19 protein-coding genes are annotated in these 21,403 nt (G+C 66.9%); 7 read left to right on the top strand and 12 right to left on the bottom strand.

The features are described 5' to 3' along the window. Positions 1-193: 193 nt before the first annotated feature. A complete protein-coding gene (locus BLQ75_RS17345) occupies positions 194-1,180 on the bottom strand; it encodes an alpha/beta fold hydrolase (RefSeq protein WP_244515661.1) in 987 nt (328 codons plus the stop codon). A gap of 28 nt (positions 1,181-1,208) precedes the next feature. Between BLQ75_RS17345 and BLQ75_RS17340 the strand changes: the two genes are divergently transcribed. After that, complete coding sequence (locus tag BLQ75_RS17340; RefSeq protein ID WP_092603616.1) at positions 1,209-1,637, top strand: TIGR03668 family PPOX class F420-dependent oxidoreductase; 429 nt, start codon at positions 1,209-1,211, stop codon at positions 1,635-1,637. An 84-nt stretch (positions 1,638-1,721) separates the two neighbouring features. Beyond that, positions 1,722-1,895 carry a hypothetical protein gene (locus BLQ75_RS23585; protein WP_170837548.1) on the top strand — a complete coding sequence of 58 codons (174 nt, stop codon included), beginning with the start codon at positions 1,722-1,724 and terminating at the stop codon, positions 1,893-1,895. A 67-nt stretch (positions 1,896-1,962) separates the two neighbouring features. Here the strand turns inward: BLQ75_RS23585 and BLQ75_RS17330 are convergent, their stop codons facing one another. The 5 genes from BLQ75_RS17330 to BLQ75_RS17310 form a co-directional block, all read right to left on the bottom strand. After that, on the bottom strand, positions 1,963-3,348 hold the full coding sequence (locus BLQ75_RS17330; RefSeq protein WP_092603612.1) for a PPE domain-containing protein: 1,386 nt from the start codon (positions 3,346-3,348) through the stop codon (positions 1,963-1,965). 33 nt (positions 3,349-3,381) lie between these two features. Further along, positions 3,382-3,939 carry a DUF3558 domain-containing protein gene (locus tag BLQ75_RS17325; protein WP_170837547.1) on the bottom strand — a complete coding sequence of 186 codons (558 nt, stop codon included), beginning with the start codon at positions 3,937-3,939 and terminating at the stop codon, positions 3,382-3,384. Positions 3,940-3,962: 23 nt separating this feature from the next. After that, a complete protein-coding gene (locus BLQ75_RS17320) occupies positions 3,963-4,394 on the bottom strand; it encodes a hypothetical protein (protein ID WP_092603608.1) in 432 nt (143 codons plus the stop codon). A gap of 162 nt (positions 4,395-4,556) precedes the next feature. Further along, complete coding sequence (locus BLQ75_RS17315; protein ID WP_170837546.1) at positions 4,557-5,339, bottom strand: ESX secretion-associated protein EspG; 783 nt, start codon at positions 5,337-5,339, stop codon at positions 4,557-4,559. Positions 5,340-6,026: 687 nt separating this feature from the next. Next, positions 6,027-6,296 (bottom strand): hypothetical protein, encoded by a 270-nt coding sequence (locus tag BLQ75_RS17310; protein WP_092603724.1) that lies wholly within the window; start codon positions 6,294-6,296, stop codon positions 6,027-6,029. A 189-nt stretch (positions 6,297-6,485) separates the two neighbouring features. On the opposite strand from BLQ75_RS17310, the gene BLQ75_RS17305 reads away from it, so the two are divergent. Then, positions 6,486-6,806 (top strand): hypothetical protein, encoded by a 321-nt coding sequence (locus BLQ75_RS17305; protein WP_092603604.1) that lies wholly within the window; start codon positions 6,486-6,488, stop codon positions 6,804-6,806. Positions 6,807-6,911: 105 nt separating this feature from the next. Here the strand turns inward: BLQ75_RS17305 and BLQ75_RS17300 are convergent, their stop codons facing one another. Genes BLQ75_RS17300 through BLQ75_RS17285 form a run of 4 tightly spaced genes read right to left on the bottom strand, consistent with a single transcriptional unit; the run spans position 6,912 to position 12,100 of the window. Further along, positions 6,912-7,517, bottom strand: a complete 606-nt coding sequence (locus BLQ75_RS17300; protein ID WP_092603602.1) for a GTP-binding protein — start codon at positions 7,515-7,517, stop codon at positions 6,912-6,914. Then, complete coding sequence (locus BLQ75_RS17295) at positions 7,498-8,112, bottom strand: DUF742 domain-containing protein (protein ID WP_092603600.1); 615 nt, start codon at positions 8,110-8,112, stop codon at positions 7,498-7,500. Before BLQ75_RS17295 ends, BLQ75_RS17300 begins: the two co-directional genes overlap by 20 nt. A 7-nt stretch (positions 8,113-8,119) precedes the next feature. Then, the gene (locus BLQ75_RS17290; protein ID WP_092603598.1) at positions 8,120-8,560 is read right to left on the bottom strand and encodes a roadblock/LC7 domain-containing protein; all 441 of its coding nucleotides are present in this window, start codon (positions 8,558-8,560) and stop codon (positions 8,120-8,122) included. A 60-nt stretch (positions 8,561-8,620) separates the two neighbouring features. Next, positions 8,621-12,100 carry a sensor histidine kinase gene (locus tag BLQ75_RS17285; protein ID WP_244515660.1) on the bottom strand — a complete coding sequence of 1,160 codons (3,480 nt, stop codon included), beginning with the start codon at positions 12,098-12,100 and terminating at the stop codon, positions 8,621-8,623. 796 nt (positions 12,101-12,896) lie between these two features. Between BLQ75_RS17285 and BLQ75_RS17280 the strand changes: the two genes are divergently transcribed. Both BLQ75_RS17280 and BLQ75_RS17275 read left to right on the top strand, forming a co-directional pair. After that, positions 12,897-13,316 carry a DUF485 domain-containing protein gene (locus BLQ75_RS17280; RefSeq protein ID WP_092603596.1) on the top strand — a complete coding sequence of 140 codons (420 nt, stop codon included), beginning with the start codon at positions 12,897-12,899 and terminating at the stop codon, positions 13,314-13,316. Positions 13,317-13,321: 5 nt separating this feature from the next. Next, on the top strand, positions 13,322-14,923 hold the full coding sequence (locus BLQ75_RS17275; RefSeq protein WP_425286470.1) for a solute symporter family protein: 1,602 nt from the start codon (positions 13,322-13,324) through the stop codon (positions 14,921-14,923). A gap of 77 nt (positions 14,924-15,000) precedes the next feature. Here BLQ75_RS17275 and BLQ75_RS17270 read toward each other — a convergent pair whose 3' ends face one another. Then, positions 15,001-15,912, bottom strand: coding sequence for a haloalkane dehalogenase (locus tag BLQ75_RS17270; RefSeq protein WP_092603592.1), 912 nt, complete (start codon positions 15,910-15,912; stop codon positions 15,001-15,003). Positions 15,913-16,290: 378 nt separating this feature from the next. Between BLQ75_RS17270 and BLQ75_RS24510 the strand changes: the two genes are divergently transcribed. Together BLQ75_RS24510 and BLQ75_RS17255 are read left to right on the top strand one after the other, a co-directional pair. After that, a complete protein-coding gene (locus tag BLQ75_RS24510) occupies positions 16,291-17,628 on the top strand; it encodes a pentapeptide repeat-containing protein (RefSeq protein WP_139183017.1) in 1,338 nt (445 codons plus the stop codon). Positions 17,629-17,710: 82 nt separating this feature from the next. Next, positions 17,711-18,610, top strand: coding sequence for a GNAT family N-acetyltransferase (locus BLQ75_RS17255; protein WP_092603586.1), 900 nt, complete (start codon positions 17,711-17,713; stop codon positions 18,608-18,610). Positions 18,611-18,616: 6 nt separating this feature from the next. Here the strand turns inward: BLQ75_RS17255 and BLQ75_RS17250 are convergent, their stop codons facing one another. Beyond that, a complete protein-coding gene (locus tag BLQ75_RS17250) occupies positions 18,617-20,329 on the bottom strand; it encodes a P-loop NTPase fold protein (protein WP_170837545.1) in 1,713 nt (570 codons plus the stop codon). Between the last annotated feature and the right edge of the window lie 1,074 nt (positions 20,330-21,403).

The raw sequence follows: 21,403 nt of genomic DNA, 5'->3' as shown, positions 1-21,403 counted from the left end.
AACCCGACACTCAATGTGGCCGAAGCAACCTCCGAAGTGCACGAAAAGATCAGCGGGCTGCGAACGGCACACCGGCAAACAGAACCAGGAAAGATCACATACAGCAACCGGAAACCGCTGTGAACATCACCGCAGCAACCCGAACGGACGGGCACGGTACGTGTCAATCCGACACCGCGAGTGACGATTCCGCTCAGTGCGGCACCCGGAACTCGTCGAGGAAGTACCGAACCGCTCGGTCCAGTTCGGCCAGTGCGGACTCCTCGCGGGGAAGGTGACCGGCCCCGGGCAGGTGGACCGAACGTCGCGGCACCCTCAACCCGGCGAGGAAGCGCTCGGAGCAGGCGCGCGGAGCCCAGCGATCCTGTTCCGAGGAGGCCAGCAGCACCGGCGGTCCGGTGAATTCCGAAGGCGCCACCGCCGGCGGCGACCGCAGGTGGCTCCGGAACAGCTCCAGCGGGACCGTCCCCGCGCCTCCGAGCTCGTCGGCCGCGTAGGCAGCGGCGAAGCGCGCGTTGTCGGAGATCGCGGTGATGTCCAACAGCCAGCGCAGCGGAACGCGGTGCGGAGCGGCCGGCAACGGTGCCCTGGCGAGCGCTTCGGAGAGCAGTCCGGCGCCGGGATTCGCGGTGAGCCCCCGCCGGACCTCCGGAGTGCGCGGATCGGCCAGTCCGGTGAGGACCAGCGCGGCCACGCGATCCGGGACACGAGCGGCCACCTGGTAGGCCAGCCATCCGCCCGAGCCCAGCCCGAACAGCACGACCGGCCGCCGATCGGCCGCACGTTCCGCCGCCAGCAGGTCGATCACGCAGTCCACCCAGTGCCGGTAGGTGAGCCGAGAGCGTCCCGCCGGGCTCAGCCCGTGCCCCGGAAGATCCGGTGCGAGGTACTCCATCCCGACCAACGAGGGCAACCTGGCGTACGGCGCCAACATCCTGCCGTAACCGCCGATACCGTGCAGCGCCAGGAGTTTGGCCGCCGCGTCCTCGCGCCGGACGACGTCCAGGTGCAGCGGAGTTCCGCGCCAGGACCACCGGAGCTCGGACGGGCAGTCCCCGGTGGTGCTGCGCAGCGCTCCGGGGAAGAATTCCTGGTAGCGCAGCCAGTGCGTGCGCTCCAGGTAGTCCGGGACGGCTCCGGCAGGACCGGTGGGGGAGCTGGCTCGCGAACCCGGGAACACGACACGAACATACGGAGCGAATCGCCCCATGCGCATCGACCGGGAGCAGGCACTCGGATTGCTCAACCGGGCGCGCGTCGCACGGCTGGGCACCGTGGACCAGGACGGGCAACCGCATCTGGTCCCCGTGACGTTCGCACTGTCGGACGACTCCGGTGAGCGGATAGCCACGGCCGTGGATCACAAGCCCAAAAGCACCACCTCGCTGCGCAGACTGCGCAACATCGAGCGGAACCCGCTGGTTTCGGTGCTCGTCGATCACTACTCCGAGAGCTGGGAGGAGTTGTGGTGGGTGCGCGCGGACGGGGAGGCGTCGGTCCGCACGGCGGAGGACGTCCCGGAGGCGGTGCGCGCACTGGTCGGGAAGTACGAGCAGTACCGCGAACACCCGCCGGAGGCGAGCGTGATCGTGATCACGGTACGGCGGATCACCGGGTGGGCGGCGAGCCGCGTCTGAGACGAGTCACTCCATCGACCGACCGAGCCGGGCGGAGTCGCGCACTCGGTGTGCGGCGCCGAGGTCAGCACCGAGGAACTCCAGGTGACAGCCGACGACTACGACTGGATCCGGCAACCCACCCGCACCGACTGCTGGTACACGCTCCTCGACCGCCAGCAGCACGGGCCCAGCCCCTACCACAGACCACTGTCCGAACAGCACGAACACCGCCACCTACGTCCAGCACCACCACCTGGCCCCGGCCCCGAGCGGTGACCACGAGCCGCCAGGACCGGCGGGCGGCCGGAGGTTCCCCTCACCTCCGACCGCCCCACCGGTCCGTTCAATCACGCGGTGGTTCCAGGTCCGCACCGATCACCGGAGGAGCGGTGCGCGGCAGGTCCAGCCCCTCCCAGGCCTCGTCGGTCGGAACCGTGTACTTGTTCTCGTGCTCCTCGTCCTCCTCGCCGTTCCCGGCACCACGAGCGCCGCCCATCGGCATCGCGCCACGGCCACCGGCCGTACCGGAGCCCCCGACCGCGCCGCCGGTGGACGACGGGGTTCGCGCGCCCGGACCGGCGCCGACTCCCGAACGCCCACCGGGAGTCTGGCCGGATCCGGATCCGCTCCCGGGGCCGCCGGAACCATAACCACCGGAACCGTAACCGCCGCGATAACCTCCCGCTCCCCGACCACCGGAGCCGTAACCACCAGACCGGGAACCACCGGAGCCCGATCCGGCGCCGATCCCACCGACCGCGCCGAAACCGCCTCCCGAGCCGGTACCGGAACCTCCCGCACCGCCGGAAACACCGCTCCCGCCCGCTCCGGGAACGGGAGCGGAACCTCCCGAGCTCGGAGACCAAGCAGATTCGCTGCCACTGGGCGAGTAGGAATCACCCGCACCGGATCCACCCGTTCCGGAAGGCGACCCACCGTCTCCCGCCGAGTTCCCGGCACCGGAGCCGCTCCCGGCGGCGACACCGGAAGACGAGTAATCGGGATACCCCGAACCGGCCGAGCCACCACCACCGGCGAGACCACCCGAGCCGGAACCATCCGGATCGGTACCGCTCATGTCCACAGTGGTCCTGCCCTGGCCGGAGCCGTTCTCGCTGCCCGAGCTGACGTTCAACTTCGGCGCGTCGGGATACCTCGGCAGCGAAGCGGTGGTGGCGCTGCTGTCGGCCTGGTAATCGTCGTAGACGCGTTTGGCCTCCCGCGCGCGCTCGGCCGCCTCCTGCTCCTGGCGCTGCAGATCGGTCTCGGTGCCGAAAAGCGCCGCCCCACCTTTCTCCAACCAGTTGTCCGTCGCCGTCACCTTCTTCGGCTCGGGCATCGTGTCGCGCACCCTGGCGAAATTGTTCACCTGGTCCTCGGTCGATCCGCCGACCCGCTGGGAAACCTCGTTGGCGTCCCGAACGAACTGGGACAGCGGCCCCAGCGAATCCCCGTGCGCCTCGGCTGCCTTCCCCTCCCAGGCGACCCCGGCCTGGCGAGCGGCATCGTCGAGGAGCCCCTCGACTTCCTCGAAATCACCGGCGATGCTCCGTCGCCAGAGATCCACGGACTCGCTCATCGTCCCGGTGCCGGAACCACCGTGGATCTCCTGGTACTTCTGCTGGTGGTGGAAACCGACCCGGCGGGCGGTCTCCCCCGCTTCATGGCTGTCCGACTCACGGGTCAGCAGGTAACCACCCACGACGACCGCGCCCGTCACGAAGACCACGGCAATACCTCCCTGTGACAACCACCGACGCGCTCACGCGGCGGGAATGTTCTTGAGCACCATCGCGGCGATCTCGCTCGCGCTCTCGCACGGCTGGCTTCGTTCCGGTTCCCGATAGCTCGTGAAGTGAACATCGACACTGGCATCCGCCGAAACCCCCACCTTGGCACGACAAGTCAGATCGGTCCGACGAACCCAGGCAGCCGGATAGTCCGCGACCTCGGTTCGCTCGTATCCCCTGCCGTGGTTGTCGGTCGCGTAGAGCTCGTCGATACCACCGCTCTTGGTGTCGGGAATGATCGTGAAGGCGAACCTGTCGCCACTCCAGTCGCAGGGCCTGATCCCGAGCATTGCTTCTTCTCTGTAGGTCGGCTCGGCGTTCATTCCGAGCTCACCCAACTGCCGCCCGGTCAACAACGTGCAGGCATTGGAGACCGCCCCCAGATCCTTCGGATTCTCGATAGCGGCACCGGACTCCGCCGAACGAGTAGCGCTCTCGGTGGAGGAAGCACCGCTCGTCGGAGCACCTCCCGAACCACCCGGCGCGGCGCACCCGGCCAGCACACCGACGCACAGCACGGCAGCCAGCACACCTACGCGCGACCTCCGGGGCCTCATAGCTCCACACCCCGGGGCGTGGCCTGCTCCTCGCTGACCTCGTAACCTCGCTTGGCAGCCTTGAGCTGCTCGATCTGCTCGGTCAACCGCTCGATCCCGTCACGGATCGCCCACCACAACGCCCCCGGATCGTCATCGGCCTTGGCCGCGAAGTCCCTGGCCGTTCGTCGGCTCACCTCGTCGTTGCCGGGCGCACCGGCCTCCCCGAGCTGCACAAGATCTCCAGCCTTAGTGTCGATCTCACGCAGCTTGTCCCGCGCCTGCTCGTACTTCTCGATCAGCCCCGGAATCCGTTCCAGATCCACCGAGTAGGCGGCCGACTCCGCCTGTCCCCCGGAGTTCACGTGGGTCGCCACCAACGCCCGACCGGTCCGCTGCTGGAAAGCGGCCGCCTCCTGGGCGATCCAACCACCGGCACCCAGCGTCATCCCGTCCTCCTCGAAAACACGATCACCAGCACGACACACGATGGCACAACACGGCACCCGAACGCGGCCATAGACGAAAACCCACGAACCAACCCCGGGATATGGGCCCTTGTCACGGCATCGGAACGGCACAGGCGACGGCAACGAAACCGGCGACGAGGATCACTCGCGCAGCCGCCACCGGGCCCGCTCGGCCACCTCACCGAGCACCCTGCCGACCGTCGCCGGATCGGCGCCGCAGAGCATCCGGCGCCCACCACCGTTGTAGACGGCCATCCTGCCCCGACCCACGTCGATCAACTTCACGGTCTGCTCGCCGCGCGACTCGGCGCCTCCCCTCCCCCAAGCGGTCACGCCGAGCTCACCGACACCGAGCCTCGGCTCCGCCAGCAGCTCCGTGATCTGCCGGAACTCGCGCGTGTCCACCCCCAGCGCGCGCAGCCGGGACTCCACCTCCCGCTGATCCGGCTCGGTCTCCTCGTCCGTTCCGGCATACACCGAGCGCAGCGCGGACAAATCCACGCTCAACGGCCGCATGCGCAGCGGCTCGTGCTCCGGCAACACCGCGATGGCGGCGGGAATCAGCTGGTCTGCCGAAATCCGATCCAGCCGAACCCGGTCCCCGGAGACCACGGTTCGCAGCGCGTCACGTCCCGCGCCGCACACCGCCGCACGCAGCTCGGTCCCTCGCTGAGCGGAGAACCGCAGGTCGTACTCCACCGAAGTCCGCTGATACAGGCTCAGCAGCTCCGCGACCCGATCATCCGGCCGGCCGGAACGATCGAGCAGCCCACGCTCGCGGCATCTTCGCTCCGCCGCCTCGAACTCGGCGTCGACGTCGTCCACTGGCGTCCCGTAGTTCCGGTAGGCCGCGACGGTGGGAACACGGTCGATCCCCGCCGCCTCCGCGAGCACGGCGAACTCCAGCGAATCCAGATCCAACACGTTCCGCTCTCCCCCGAAACAGCAGCCGGTGAACGAGCCACTCACCGGTCTTCACTCCCGCGTGTAGCCCACGACAGTGCGACGTGCCCCGCCACACGAACACTGTCAGTGGGAGAACCGCACTCTCGGTGGAGCGCGAACACGCCGTCGGTGATCATACAGTCACTTTCCGGACAACCGAACACTCGAAACGACGACCGGCCTCTCCGGCGCCTCCACCGCCGAAACACCGGCTCTCGCGGTTCGCGCCGGGCACGGTTTCTCCCGCGTGCGCTCTCGCGAGGAAGGCCCGACGTGGCCTAGCTCCTGCTCGATGTCGGGTCCGGTCGCGGTGAGAGCCAGTGGGAGGGTCCGCCACGGCACGCCCGACAAGGCGCTGGAAAACTCCACGATCCCGCAGTGGAAACCCGCATCGATCGCGAGAGTCCAGCACCGGCGAATCCAGCGCCCGGCACGTGAGTCGGATGCGTCGCAAAGCAACGGGGCACGTGGCAAACCGCTACTCGAAGTGCCACACAACACGGCAAGGCCCCGACTCACGTGCGGTAACCAGCCACCCGATCAAGTGCTGCTGTCCAATCGAAAGGCACCCCGCGCTCAACCGGCCTGGGGGTCACCGGGAGCGCGGGGCGCGACTTCGACCCTACTGACCGGCCGCAGCTCCTGTCGAGTCACGAGAGGCCGCGGTCACTCACTTTTCCGATTCCGACTCCCCGCCCCGCTCCTCGGGCGCATCCGCACCCTTCCCGAGGCGAGGTCCAGCGGACCGGCGCCGGTCTCGCGGTCGTCCTCCTTGGCGACGGCGACCCACTCTGCGCGTTCCAGCCGGTACTTGCTGCCCGCCTCGAACAACCCGTCGACGCCGGTAACGGTCTGCCCCGAGCCGTCCGTACGCCGCGCGTGGGCGACGCGGCGGGTCTGCCTGCGTCTGGCACGACGTGCCCGATCTATAGCCACCCCGCCACGGTAACGACCGGGGTCGAGCCCGTACCGACGAAGAGATCCGTGACACAGCTCGCACCGCCCGCCGACGAAGATCGACCCGGTGGGAAAAGTCACCCTCGGATCTCATCCTCCCCATCCCGAGGAGCGCCGCACGGCAAGCCCTCGGGCAGCGGCTCCGGGAGCGCCTACTAGGGTTTCGGTGTGCAGCAGGACCCGTACCGACTCAGGGTGCCGACGGACCGGCTCTCCCGACTCGCCGAGGCACTCGAAGTCGTGGACCGGCACGCCGAGATCAACCATCGCTACCGCAAGCTGATCCACGACTCACGGGAGATGCTGGCGGCCGAGGACGTGCGCCTGACCCAGGCGAGGGGGATGGGCAAGAAGCTGATGGTGCTGGTGCGTGCGGCGGGCCCGGACTTCCGGGAGGAACTGGAACCCGAGCAGCGGCGATCGCTGGATGCCGGCCTGGCACAGGCCGACGAACTCGTTCACGGTGGCGGCACCGGCCAGGACGAATAGCTCGGAACAGCCCGGACGGCTGCTCGGATACCGGCGCGCGGGTCACCGCCGAAGGCACCGACCCACGTGCCGGCATCAGAGCTCCGGGGAAGCACGGAGACAGGTCTAAGCGCTTCGGCCGGAAGCGGCCCACTTGCTCATGGCGTACTGGACCAGCGCGATCAGGGCCTCCTTGGTGGAGGACTGGTCGCGGGCATCACAGCTCAGCAGCGGAACGTCCGACCCCACCGCCAGTGCCTCCCGCACCTCTTCGAGGCTGTGCTGCAACTTGCCGTCGAAGCAGTTCACCCCGATGACGTAGGGAGTGCCGCGGTCCTCGAAGAAGTCGATCGCGGAGAAGCAGTCGGCCAGCCTGCGGGTGTCCACCAGCACGACGGCGCCGATCGCGCCGCGCACCAGGTCGTCCCACATGAACCAGAACCGCTGCTGCCCCGGAGTGCCGAACAGGTACAGGATCAGATCGGCATCCAGCGACAACCGGCCGAAGTCCATCGCCACGGTCGTGGAATTCTTGCCCGGTGTGGCGGCCAGGTCGTCGATCCCTTGGCTGGCCTCCGTCATGACCGCTTCCGTGGTGAGCGGAACGATTTCGGAGACCGAACCGACGAAGGTCGTCTTACCCACACCGAAACCACCGGCGACCACGATCTTGGCCGAGCTGGTGGAGGATTTTCCGGTCTGCTGGGGCGCCTTAAAGCCGGCGGAGTCCACTCAACACCCTTTCCATCAACATCATGTGCGGTTCACTGCCGCTGTCGGTCACGGTCTGGTGGATATCGACCAGACCCTGTTCGGCCATATCCGCCAGCAGGACCTTGGCCACACCGAACGGCACACCAAGCAGCGCCCCGATCTCGGCAACCGACCGGGGCTGACCGCACAGCTGTACCACTGAGTGGTACTCCTGCCGCAACGGCGTACCCGGACGGTACTGCGCGCTGGTGGAAATCAGTGTCTCCAACTCCAGTTCCACATTGGACTTGGTACGTCCCCCCGTCCACGCGTAGGAACGAATGCTGGCAGCTGGAGCGTCCTCCCCCTGCTCGGTTCGGTCCGCCGGTTCGCTCTCCCGGCTCGCCGACTCCGCTGTGTGGGCGCCTTCGGAACGACTCCGCTCGGTGCTCCGCGAGCGCGGTTCCCGGGGTTCCTCCGACTTGCGCTTGCTCCGGCCACGCCCGCTGCCGAAATTGAGCGCGTTGTAGACGTCGGCGAAGGTGGCCTCGTCGACGTCCTGCTCCTCATCCCGCCCGTACCACCGCCCGACCTCGCCGGAACGACGCTCGTTATAGCCGGAATCCCTGCTCATGGTGGCCTCACACCAATTGCTCTGAAACGGAGTTGTCAGCACCCTGCAACTGCGAACGCAGTTCGGGCGTGAGAATTCGACCGACTCGTTCGACCAGCATCGCCATCTCGTAGGCGATCAGTCCCATGTCGCACTGCGGTGCCGCCAGCACGGTCAGGCAGGAACCGTCACTGATGGACATCTGCAGCATCATGCCGCGGTCCATCTCGACTATGGTCTCCTTGACCTGTCCCGCTTCGAAGCATCGAGCGGCGCCCTGGGTGAGGCTTAACAGGCCCGAAGCCACCGCCGCGAGCTGTTCGGCCCGGTCCTGCGGCAGCTTGTTCGAAGCCGTCAACAGCAGTCCGTCCGCCGAAACCACGATCGCGTGAGCTACTCCGCTGACGCGCTCGGTGAAATCGGTGACCAACCAATTGAACTGGTCGATCTTCGCCTGCTGAGATGACATGTCGCCTCCTTTTGCTTGGTTCGGCGGTGGCCGAGCGGGCGGAACTTGGCCTCCACCTATCTATTCCCCAGCGCTGTGCCTGCCCCGACGCACACCCTGCTGGAAACTCGACAACCGGCCGCGCGTCTCGTCCGGCGCCGGTGTGTTCTGCGCCCCGGCACCCGTCCCGCCGCTCGGTGGCGGAACACTCCCCGGTGCGAGGTGCTGCTTGGGCACTCGCCTGGGTAAGCCTGCCGAGGTGTATTCCGAAGGCCGCGGCTCGGCAGCCGAGTCGGCCTCCTGCTGTGCCTGGTCCGTTGCGAAGTTCCACGCGGAGGACTCGTTCACCGGCGACTCCGATCGGGTGCTCCAACCCGACGAGTCCCGCTGCTGTCGAGCTCGCCCGTCGAGCTGGTACTTGGGTTCGACTCCGGGAGCACCGGTTCGCCGCGCTGCCGTCGCCGACTGCCCGGACCGCTGCTCCTCTTCGGGAATCCCGCCGCCGTTCGGATCGGCGGCGGGATCGTCGGAGGACTTCCGCAGCTCGGCCTCCTCCATCCAGCTGAGACCACCGCGCGTCCCCGAGGAGTTCGTGCTGCCGCTGCCCTGCCGTGGATCCGAGTGGTTCGCCCCCTTCGACTGGCCACGAGGCGTGCGGCGCGGCAACCCGGAAGCGGTGAAACCGCTCGGACCGGCCTGCGAAGCGGGGCCGTGTTCCTCCACTCTGGAGTGCTGCGCGGTCTGCTCGGCGCTGTCGGGGCGGGGCGGTGCCGCCGGGGAATCCCCTCGCCCGTTCGTCCCGTCCTCGCCGGGCCAGCTCCACTCACCGGTGACACCGTTCTGCCGCGAGGCGGACTGGTGGTAGGCGTCCTCCGGCGACGGGTGGAACCACTGCGGTGAGGCGCTGGCGGACGCGGCGCTCTCGTGCCCGGGAGCTATCGCGTGAACCACGGTCGGTGCGCTGTCGGAGTAGCGCTGCTGCGGACCGCCCTCCGACGCGAAGCCGTCGAAGTACATGGAACCACCGATCACCTCGTCGTCCTCGGTGGTCTCCACGTACTCCTGGCCATCCGGCGGCTCGAAGAGACCGCGGAAGCGCCCCTCCGGTTCCGGGTCGGTCGCCGGGCCCGCGGTGCGCGCGGGTTCCGGCTCTGCCGGGGAGTCCGGCTGGACGGAAGGCTCCGGCTGATCATGGGGCTCGGCCTGGTCCGGGGACTCCGGCCAGGAGATCGGCGCGGCGGGAGGCGTCGGAGCCGGCGGGGGAAGTTGTGTCGTCCCCGACTCCGGCACGCGGGAACGCTCATCGCCCTCGGAGGGCGGCTGGGTCCCTGCGGGGCGGGAGCCACCACGCTGCTGGGTGGGTAACGACGGCGGGTCACCCAGGTCGAAGCGAGGCAGGCCGCCTTCCAGCACCTGGCGCCGGTTCGAACCGTTCACGCGGGAGCTCGGCGGCTGCTCGGTACCGTTGCGGGGCTGTTCCGGGCCGAATGCCTCGGAGTCGTCCTGCTTCGTGGTGGACAGCCGCTGCTCGATGGTGGAGGGGCTCGGCTCCGGTGTCCGCTGGGCGGTGGACTGCGCGGGCCCCTCGGGAACGACCAGGTCGGGTGGAATCCGGACCGTGGCCCGGATTCCGTCGACGTCGTCACCGCCGTGCAACCGCACGGTTATACCGTGCCTGCCCGCCAAGCGGGCGATGACCAGCAGCCCCATCCGGCGTGAGGTGGACAGGTCGTACTCGTCGAAGGAGGCGAGCCGCTCGTTGGCCTCGGCGAGCTCCTGCTCGCCCATGCCGATCCCCTCGTCGAGCACGTCGATGGTCAACGAGGAGTCCTCGGACTGGTGGCTGGAGACGGTGACCGAAGTCTCGGGCGAGGAGAAGTTCGCGGCGTTGTCCAGCAGCTCGGCCATCAACCGCACCAGGTCGCTGCCCGCGTAACCGACCAGCCGTGCCGAGGGCGGGGACTGCACCACGACTCGGGGGTAGTGCTCGATCTCGGAGATCGCCGCACGGAGCACGTCGGACAGCTGCACCGGCTGGGTGAAACGCCGGGCCATGTCACTGCCGGACAACACCATCAGGTTCTCGTTGTTGCGGCGCATCCTCGTGGCGAGGTGGTCGAGCCGGAACAGTGTCGCCAGCTGGTCCGGATCGTCCTCGTCGTGTTCGAGCTGCTCGAACAGCCGCAGCTGCCGCTCCAACAGGCTCTGGCTGCGGCGGGAGACGTTGACGAAGGAGTCACTGTAACCACGCCGCAGGCTCGCCTGCTCCGAGGCCAGGTAGAGCGCCTGCCGGTTGACCTCGTCGAACGCGCGCGCCACCTGGCCGACCTCCTCGGTGGTGTCGACGGGCACCGCGTCGACCTCCACCTCGGACTCGGAGGAGCCGTGCCGGATGCGGTGGACGGCCCGGGGCAGCTGCTCGTTGGCCGCGTGCAGCGCGCCCCGCCGCAGCTGGTCGAGGGACTTGAGCAGGTTGCGCCCCATCACGATGATGACGGCCGCGGCCACGATCAGCCCGGCCACCAGGATCACGGTGGTGATGCCCGCCCGGTCGCTGGCCTCGTCGTAGAGCGAGTAAGCGCGCTCGTTGAACTGCTTCGACAGCCCCGAGCGCACCTCGGTGGTGCGGCTGATCAGCTGGTCGGAGAGTCTGTTCCACTCGTCCAGCGTCAGCGAGGAGTGCACGTCCTCGACCCGGATCGCCCGCATGAGCTGGTCCTCGACGTCCAGCCACTGCCGCATGGCCTCGCTGTTGACGACCTGCCTGGCCTGCCTGGGTTCGGAGTTGGCCACCGACTCGAAGCTGGTTATGCGCGAGTCCAGCCGCGCCCTGGAATCGTTGAGCGCGTCGGTGAGCGCCGGGGTGAAGTCGCTCCGGGGAAGTGCGGCGTCCACCAGGGCACGCTGGATCCGGATCTCGTCCTCGGCGCGCGAGAGTTCGTGCAGCGCGCTGATCGTGCTGTAGAGCCGCGAGTCGTCGATGGTGTTGATGACGGCACGCTCCATCGACAGCAGCGAGCTGATGATCTCGTTGTAGGTTCCGATCGCCTCGACCGGCGCCAGCGAGTCGGTCATCACTCCCTGGCGCAACCCGCGCAGCTTGCCGAGTTGTTCGCGGAGTTCCCCGAACTGCGCGGAGGTGACCGGGCTGAACCGCTGCACGTTGTCCAGCACCCGCGGTGCCTGCTCCACGGAACCGGTGACCTTCTGGTACTGCTCCCGGTATGCCTGGCGGGCGCCGGGAGCGCCTCCCAGCAGCTCCGCCGCCTTGGTGCGCTCGCTCTGGAGTCCGGTCAGGAGGGGCTGGATGCTGTCGCGCGCCTCGGTGAGCCGGCTGATCTCCTCGTACCGGTTGGCCTGCGAGACCTCGTGCTGAATCTGGAAGGCACCGAGCGCGAGCACGAACACCACCGGAACGAGCACGACGGCCCCGAGCTTGACCGGAATCCGCCAGTTGCGCCAGTCGCGCAGCGAGGCGCGCCGCGCGCCACCGGGCCTGTTCCGCGCGGCTCGGGTGTCCTGGACCTGCTCCCGGTTCGCCCGTCGTGCCGCCGCACTCACGAAAGCTCCCGAAGGTCAAGCTGTCGTTCGTCCTGCTCTGTCACGGTGCGGGTCCCTTCCGAACGAACAATCGTAGGAGAACGGCGCCTGGTGCCACCCGGCCGAGTGAAGGCTTATCCGTGTGTTCGCCCAGTCGATCCGAGTCCGTCCCGGGCGACAGCGGTTCACGACATTCTCGCCGGACGCGATCCCCACAATACGCTCCGTCACCAATAGTCGCGTACCGCCAGGGTTCACTTCACCAGCCTTTTCGAACGGGTGACGTGTGGCTCGCGGTCATCCCGGATTATAAAGATAGCGGCCAAGGTACCGATCGCCGGGCGAGTTTTCCACCCCCCACACCTGAACAGGCAATTCGATTGCGATCAAGATCATCTTTTATGTCCGCCCCAGCGGGTGACACCCGAAGAGAGGAGAAAGCTCGCCGAAGGTGCCGAACCCGGATACTCTAGCTTGTTCGGCCCACTGTGAAAACCGGGACAGTCGCAGCGCCGCCGGACCGCTGTGGTACCCATCGGTAATGGCCCATGAGCTGCGAGACCACAGAGCGGGGACCTTCGGACGGGGAGTGGACGGCAAGGTGTACGTCAGTCCGGCTGCGACGACAGGAGGAGCACGATTCCCCCGTTAGCGGGAACAGGGACGTAGTATGTTGCGCTGACCGGACAGGTTCCGGCGGACCAGGACCACGGCCCAGGGGCGTCGCGTGCCGCGCCGAGTGTCTCGTGGTCACGCCGAACGCCCGAATCGGCACCAACCCCACCGACACAGTTCACCCGCTTCGGAAGAAGGGCGCATGAGCGACACGACGCCACCGCCACTGCGCGCGCGGCACGGGGAGCGCGGCGAGAAAACGCACGCTTCCTTCGGCGGCATCGAGAAAAGCGCGGCACGTGGCGGAAACACCGGCCCCGATTTCACGGGAATTGCGGGCTCCGCGGAATTCGGTGAACTGCGTTCCCGCCTGAAGCGCTTCGTACTGCCGATGACGGCATTGTTCCTGCTGCTGTATCTCGGATACGTGTTGCTGGCGGCCTACGCACCGGATTTCATGGGTGAGCCGGTGTTCGGCAACATCAACGTCGGCTTGTTGTTCGGAATCGGACAGTTCGCCTCCACCCTTCTGATCACCACGCTCTACGTCCGGTTCACGGCGCGGCGGGTGGACCCCGAGGTGGACGAACTGCGGGAGACGACCGGTGGTGGTCAGCGGTGAACGCACTGGCACAGCAACAGTCCCCCCTCGACGGGACGAACCCCGCCGTGAACATCACGGTCTTCGCCGGACTGATCCTGTTCACACTGCTGATCACCTATCGGGCCAGCAGCAACCGGAACACCAGTGACTACTTCGCGGCCGGTGGAACCTTCTCCGGGGCGCAGAACGGAATCGCGCTTTCCGGTGACTTCCTGTCGGCGGCCTCGTTCCTCGGCATCGCCGGCGCGATCGCCGTGCACGGCTACGACGGATTCCTCTACTCGATCGGCTTTCTCGTCGCGTGGTTGGTGAACCTGCTCCTGGTCGCCGAGCGGCTGCGCAACACCGGCCGTTTCACCATGGGTGACGTGCTCAGCTTCCGGATGCGCCGACGTCCGGTGCGGGCGGCCGCGGCCGTGTCGACCATGTTCATCACCGTCGCCTACATGGTCGCCCAGATGGCGGGAGCGGGAGACCTGGTCGCCCTGCTGCTGGACATACACAGCAGCAGCGGCCAAGCTCTGGTGATCGCCGTGGTCGGCGTGGTGATGGTCTTCTACGTGCTCATCGGCGGCATGAAGGGCACCACCTGGGTGCAGATCCTGAAGGCGGCCATGCTGCTGCTGTCCGTTTCGCTGATCACGCTCTTCCTGCTGGGCAAGTTCGGCTTCAACTTCAGCGACCTGATGCAGCGAGCCGCGCAGAACAACCCGCTCGGCGAGCGGGTGTTCGCTCCGGGGGCACAGTACGGCGAAAGCGCGCTGACCAAGCTGGACTTCGTGTCGCTGTCGATGGCCCTGGTGCTCGGCGTCGCCGGACTGCCGCACGTGCTGATGCGGTTCTACACGGTTCCCAACTCGCGGGAAGCGCGCCGGTCGGTGGTGTGGGCGACCTGGTTGATGTCGCTGTTCTACCTGTGCACGCTGGTCATCGGATTCGGCTCGGCCGCGCTGGTGGGCACCGAGACGATCCGGAACGCTCCCGGCGAGGAGAACTCGGCCGCCCCACTGCTCGCCTACGAGATCGGCGGCACCCCGCTGCTGGGCGTGATCTCCGCGGTCGCCTTCGCCACCATTCTCGCCGTGGTCGCGGGGCTGACCCTGACGGCGTCCGCCTCCTTCGCGCACGACTTCTACGCCAACGTGGTGCGCGGCGGCAGGGCCGACCCCGACTCCGAGGTCAGGGTCGCGCGGATCACCGCGATGGTCATGGGTGCGGCTGCCATCATCGGCGGCATCCTGGTTAACGGGCAGAACATCGCCTTCCTGGTCGGGCTGGCCTTCGCCATCGCGGCCTCGGCGAACCTGTCCACACTGCTGTTCACCCTGTTCTGGAAGCGGTTCAACACCTCCGGAACGCTGTGGGGCATGTACGGCGGACTCGGTTCCTGCCTGCTGCTGATGCTGTTCTCACCGGTGGTCTCCGGTGCTCCGGACTCGATCTTCCCCTCGGTGGACTTCAGCTTCTTCCCGCTGAGCAATCCGGGCATCGTCTCCATCCCGGTGTCGTTCCTGTGCGGCATCATCGGCACCTTCGTGCGGCCGCGCTCCGCCGACCCGGCGGACTTCGACGAGATGGAGGTGCGCTCGCTGACCGGTATCGGTTCGCGGGACGTGGTGGGCTGACGGCCCACCACCCTCGGGTGTGCCGGTGCGGACGAGGCGGGAGCGGCTCCACCAGCACCGGCGATCCCGGCGGCCCCTCAGCGCGAGGGCCGCACGAACTCCGAGATCACCCGGCCGAGTTCGGTGCCCGCGTCCTCCTGCAGGAAGTGCCCGGCTCCGGCGATGGTGGCGTGCCGCTGCCCCGCCGCGCCGGGCACGGTCTTGCGCAGCACCGGCCCCATGGACGCGGTGATCGGGTCGCTGTCGCTGAACGCCGTCAGCAGCGGTGTCGTGCTGCCTGCGAGCGTCCGCCACGCCGCCCGGTTCGCCTCCGTGGCGGGATCGTCCGGTGCGGTCGGGACCAGCTTCGGCATCACGCGGGGTCCCGCCTTGTGGGACTCGTCCGGGAAGGGGGCGTCGTAGGCGGCTCGGACCTCCTCGGACATCGGCCGGGCGCAGCCACTGGCCACCAGTCGTCCCACGTCGAGGATCTCGGCCTTCTCCACCGCCCTGCGGAAGTCCCACCACACCTCCGGCATGTTGTGGTCTCCGGTTGGCATTCCGGTGTTGGCGGCGACCGCACCCGAGAACCGCTCAGGGTGTTCGGCCAGCAGTCGCAGCCCCAGCAGGCCACCCCAGTCCTGTCCGACCAGCGTGACCTCCCGCAGGTCGAACACGTCGAAGGCGAACTGGCGCAACCACTCGACGTGCCGCGCGTAGCTGTGGTCGCTCTGCCGTGTCGGCTTGTCCGAGCGGCCGAACCCGACGAGGTCGGGGGCGACGGCCCTGATTCCCGCTTCGGCCAGCACCGCCATGACGTCGCGGTAGAGGAAGGACCAGCTGGGCTCCCCGTGCAGCAGCAGCACGACGGGCCCGTCCTCCGGGCCGTCGGCGACGTAGGCCATCCGCAGCGTCCCACCGTCTTGATCGGACAGTTCTACGCGGTGCGGCCGGTACTGGAATCCGGGCAGTGCCTCGAAACGCTCTTCGGGTGTGGTCAGTACACGCATGCGGGGAAGCTACAACCGCGCTCGCCGCGACGTCCATGAAACCGCTCCGTTCCACAAAACCCCGCAGGCGGGCGCACCCGGCGTTCTCGTTTCGTCACACAGCGTGGAAAAGCGGTGCTAGCCTCGGACGTGGAGCGGTGCCAAGCGCCCGGAGGGAGGTCCCCGTCATGGGCGACGGTGACGGCGGAGGAGCGAACGGTGCCGGTGGGGACGCCCCGGACGGGGCCACCCCTCCCCCGACGACCGACGAGACGTCTCCCGCTGTCGTGGTGGAACACTCCGGGGGGAGTGCTCTTCGCGCCACCCCGGACGGGAACGCACGCCTGGTGCTGGAGCGTCGTTCCACTCGGCGAGAACGGGACTTTCCGGAGAGTCCGAGTGAGTCGAGTCCGGAATAGAACGCGCTACGAGCCCGCCCCGAATCCGCAGGCCGACGCGGCGGTAAGGCCCGCTCCGGTCATGCCCGGCTGGGCCATCTGGGTGGGTGCTCTGCTGTTGCTGGTAGTGGCCGGCCTGTCGATGTGGCTGCTGCTGGAGTCGTTCGGCAGCGGTAGCGCTCGGGACAAGGCTCGCCTGGAGACGGTCAAGGTCGCGGGCAGCATCGTGCTGGGCAGTGGTGGAGGCGTGGCGCTGCTGCTGGCCGCACGGCGGCAGCGGGCTACCGAGCTCTCCCTGGACCAGAAGGAACGGGCGGCCGCCGACACCAGGCACGACGCCACCGAGCGGCGGGTCACCGAACTCTACGCCTCCGCCGCCGAGCAGCTCGGCTCGGACAAGGCGCCGGTACGGCTGGCCGCGCTCTACGCGTTGGACCGCCTGGGCGAGAACAACCCGCCCCACCGCCAAACCGTCGTGGATCTGCTCTGCGCCTACCTCAGGATGCCGTTCACACCTCCGGAGCCCGAGACGACCGCTCCGGAGGAACTCCCCCGGAGCGGTGGGGTGCTGCGACTGGGGCTGCGCCCACCGACACGAGGGCTGAACGGAGCACGGACCTCCTCGCTGATACCGATCAACGGCCCCGAGACCTTCGACCAGCGGGAGGAACAGCAGCAGGAAGAACAGGTGCGTCGTACCGCGCAACGACTCATCGGGAGCCACATCCGCCCCGATCCCGATGCGAGCGGCGCGCCGACCAATCCGAAGTTCTGGCCCCACATCAGCCTGGACCTGACCACCGCGACGTTGCAGGACTGGAGCATGGTCGACTGCCGGGTGCGCCACGTGCGGCTGGACCGCGCGCGGTTCCACGGTCCGGCTTCGTTCGACCGGGCCGAGTTCACCGGGGAGGTCCGTGCCAGGGAGGTCGTCTTCCGCGATGAGGCGTGGTTCGCCGACACCGAGTTCCGGAGATTCGTGCGGCTGGACCGCGCGGAGTTCCACTCCGAGGCCGACTTCGACAGGGCCGTGTTCCACGAGTGGGTGAGCCTGGCCGGGGCCGTGTTCCACGGGGACCGTTCGTTCAACGGCACGTGGCCGGAAAGACCGAACCAGGGCCCGCCGGAGCCACCGGGCTGGGGAGGTCCGCCGCCCCCCGGGCCGACGCCGGGACACTACGGAAGACCTCGAATGCCGCCCGACGTCCTGGCTGATCCAGGCACCGAACCGCAACAGGGAGGCCCAGTCCCGGGCAGCGTCCCGACCCCACACCCCGGCTTCGCCGGGGCCACGGACTCCCCGAACAGCAGGGAGACGATCCGGCGAATGCAGGGCTGAGGCCGGGACGCTCGTGAACGCCTGACCGTCACTCGCCGGAAAAACGTGGCCGGGCGTCAGCACGGGTTCCTATACTGCCCTGGTGATCTCGACGACCGAGCTCGACGAGCTCATGCGGCGGGGTTGGCCCGCGATTCGGGAGACGACGGTCGACGGTTGGCTCGCGCGGTTCTCCGGCGGAGTGACGCGGCGGGCCAACTCGGTCCTGCCGTTCCGCTCCCCGAGCGAGCCGGAGAGGGCTGTCTGCCGGGTCGAGGAGCTCTACCGTTGCCACGGGCTGCTGCCCGCGTTCCAGCTCGGCCCGGCCGCACGACCGTCCGATCTGGACGCTGTGCTGGCGCGGCGAGGATACGAACTCCGAACCCCCACTGTCGTGCTGGTGGCCGCGCTCGGGGAGGTACCGCACCACCTCCCCGGCAGTCGGCCGGAGATCCACGTACAACACCGACCGGACCCGAGCTGGACGGAGCTGTGGTGGAAGGTGGACGGGCGGGGCGGCCCCGACTCACGAGCGATCGCCCACGAGATCCTGACCGCCGTCCCGGCGCTGTACGCCTCGCGCGAGGACCGGCACGGCGTCGCGGCGGTGGGGCGTCTCGCCCTGGTCGGTTCCCGGGCCGGGCTGTACTGCATGGCCACGCGGCCCGACGCACGAGGTCGCGGCCACGCGAGCGCGATCCTGCGGGGCCTGCTGGAGCGGGCCGCCGAGTGCGGCTCGAAGTACGCCTGGCTGCAGGTGACCACCGACAACCACGCCGCCCGCGCGCTCTACGAGCGAGCGGGGTTCCGGTGGGCCTCGCACTACCACTACCGGGAGCTCACAAGTCCCGCCGCGATCCCTCTCGGAGAGCACCAGCGGACGGCGGAGGGCAAGGGAGCCAGAAACCCGTCACCCGAAAAAGATTCCGGAACACGACCGACCCCGGATGGATCACACGCGTCTACCGAAGAAAAAACGGCAGCATACACGGCTGATCCATAGAATCTTTCAGCCAAATAGCGACATCCTTACCCATTCCATGGCCTCGCTGAAACTGTTCGTTACTCCGACTGCCTCCAGGTCGCTCGCCCACTTGCGTCGCGCAGGCGTGACACGCGCCACGTAAAACACAACGGGACCTCCGTATACACCTCGGTCACGCAACGCTTGAAGATCCTGCAGTCCGGCGTTCTCGACGCCATGACGGTTGATGTCGGAGACAATCACATCCGGAGTCCTCTCGCTTATCACTCGCTTCATCGAATCGAAATCACTGGCGGTATCCACTCGAGCTCCCCACTGCTGCAGAGTGGTAACGATTCTTCCCGTGTCCGAGAAACTACCGTCTTTCTCCTCGAAAACATCGTCCACGACGAGCGCGTAACCACCCCGCATATCGGGTTGCTCTTCCGAAAAACGCTCCTCGGTACCGATAATTCCGTTCGGATCGAACTGGAAGCGCCGACGTTGCAGGTGCTCCCGCAGATGTTGAAAGTGCGGCGAGTCCTTCAGCTGACGCAGCGTAGTTGTGAAAACCTCATCGCCAACAAGCCCCGGAAACGAATCCGGAAGTTGATTCTCCAGCTGCCCGAGATGACCAAGAAGAACATCACGATCCTCATTTTCACCGGGAGGCTCAATCTTGTACTTCGCGAAAACCTCCTTCCACGATCCGGGATTTGTCCCACCCATGTTTATATTCTCACGAGCATCGCGATAATCGAGGAACTCCCGCACAGGGTCCTCGAAGGACGAACTGGTGAGAAGCCTGTAGAAAACCGGGTAGAAGTGCTGCAGCAGCAGCACTCTCACAAGGATGTCCGCACCGAAGCTGTGCCACTCCTTGTCGAGGTGGTACTCGAGCACAAAACTGTTGATCAACCTCTTGATGCGCCTGGGGTTCCGGCCGGTACGTTCGGCGACGAAGTTCAGAACGTGATCATCGAACAGCTGCGACGTACCTGACTTCGAGGCATACCCGTTGACCAGGTCACGCACCTGACGTTGCCCGGGAAGAGGGGAATGATAATTTACTTGTACAATTTTCTCCAAATAACCGGATGGGTACTCACCACCAATTTCCGCATTCTGAACACTACGAGCGAGAGCGGACTGATCGCACCCTATGACGAACACCAGTCCCGGCACGTCCAAATATAGTTTGATCGCCTCGCAAACAGTCACCACGACATCGTTCCGACAACGGTCCAAATCGTCGATGAAAATCACGATCTGCCTACCGGGCGAATTCGTCGAATTCAACCACTCCTGCGCCATGTCCCGCACAGCACCACGAATCTCGTTGCGCGACTTCGGATCCACAGAAAGCTGATCCCAGAGTTCGTCGACCAAGCGCCGTAGGCCGAAGGTAGTCATAGTGAGGCGAACCCCGATTCTGATCCACCTCCACAGTCGTGGCGCTCCGGATATCCTGTGATAGGCCCTGCGTATGATATTTCGATCGAAGCGAAGCAGAACTGACTTGATCAAAACCTCCAAAGCATCGGAGCCCGAGGTCCAAGCATTGAACCAAGCCGTCTGCACTCCTTCCAGTTCCTCCAACCCGAGCTGTAGCTGCCGCATGAGGCTGCTCTTTCCCATACCCCAGCCAGCATCGATCGCGAGGGTGAAGGGCGTGGACTCCCTGGATGAGACAATTAGATCCGAGAGCCTGTCCGCCGTCTCACTCGTACCGAGCAGGTCCTCTCCCCGCTCACTCACGGGCTCATCGTTGAGGACAACGAAACGATTGTCCGTAGACGGTTGCACGTCCATCCTCTCGTCACAGTTTTCCCTGATGCACCAGTTCCTGGCCACTAAGTTCGTCTAATCATTCGATGGAGTGTCACACGAAGACATTTTTGCTTTGTCGAACACCCGGCTCCACCCCAGCAGGAGAGGACGCACCACACGCAAACCGGAGTCCGCGAAGTGTCATGCCACGAAGGAATCGATTTCGCCTCGACCGGAGGGGCAACATGAAACCGACTTTCACAAGAATCATGCCACACACCTCGCCGGAGTACGGACTCGTACTACATCTCTTGCTCGTCCGGAGCCGGTTCCCGCCCACATCGGAACCATCCTCGCAGTCAACGCGACAGTTCGTGTCGAAAACAGCTAATTCCAGCAGCGCTCTCGACGGTTCGCCGACCAACATTGCTTGACCCGCTCACCGTTGTGTTCGTGGTCTCCGGCAACGGCTTCTGGTCATCCGCTCTGGCGCGACCGTGCTTTTCAGAAGCTCAGGAGCGGGTAGGGCCAGCACCTCATTCCATCATCATCGACGCCCCACCGCCTCAACCAACACGCCGACGAGCACGCCACCACCGATCACCCGACTCCGGTGGTCGTTCTCCGACGATCTTCAGCCACGGTTGTTCCCAACGCATCCGGACGGATCGAGCTCGGACGGCCGTCTGTTCCGGGGCAAGCGCAGCGGCGGCAGGGTTGGGAACACCGTCTACGGTCTACGTCAGGGCCTGGCAACGAGTTCGTGAAGACACCTTCACCAAGAAGATAGCGGCCTCACCATTGGCGAAACGCCCCTATGACTTGCGACACGCCTGCATCTCCATGTGCCTCAACGCCGGGGGGGGGGGAGAGCCTCCTCGGGGAGCCGAGTGGGCCGGACACAACCGGACACACAAGAAACCGCCCCTGGCCTGTCTTCGCAGGTCATAGGGCGGTTTCCCTGGTGTGCCGGGTAGAGGATTCGAACCTCTGAAGCGTAACGCGGCCGATTCGCACCCCTGGGTTGACCACTCCTGCGTAGATCCCTGGCCCGCGCGAAAG

Origin of the sequence: Actinopolyspora xinjiangensis (genome assembly GCF_900104475.1) — a bacterium.
In the GTDB taxonomy this organism is placed as follows: Bacteria; Actinomycetota; Actinomycetes; order Mycobacteriales; family Pseudonocardiaceae; genus Actinopolyspora; species Actinopolyspora xinjiangensis.
Note: the sequence above shows the minus strand (reverse complement) of the source record. Positions and strands in the feature narration are given on the sequence as shown.

Bases quoted from the DNA above. Each gene is read 5' to 3' on its own strand.
- BLQ75_RS17340 (WP_092603616.1), top strand. From the start codon at position 1,209: ATGCGCATCGACCGGGAGCAGGCACTCGGATTGCTCAACCGGGCGCGC.
- BLQ75_RS17320 (WP_092603608.1), bottom strand. From the start codon at position 4,394: ATGACGCTGGGTGCCGGTGGTTGGATCGCCCAGGAGGCGGCCGCTTTC.
- BLQ75_RS17295 (WP_092603600.1), bottom strand. From the start codon at position 8,112: ATGAGCAGGGATTCCGGCTATAACGAGCGTCGTTCCGGCGAGGTCGGG.
- BLQ75_RS17290 (WP_092603598.1), bottom strand. From the start codon at position 8,560: ATGTCATCTCAGCAGGCGAAGATCGACCAGTTCAATTGGTTGGTCACC.
- BLQ75_RS17280 (WP_092603596.1), top strand. From the start codon at position 12,897: ATGAGCGACACGACGCCACCGCCACTGCGCGCGCGGCACGGGGAGCGC.
- BLQ75_RS17270 (WP_092603592.1), bottom strand. From the start codon at position 15,912: ATGCGTGTACTGACCACACCCGAAGAGCGTTTCGAGGCACTGCCCGGA.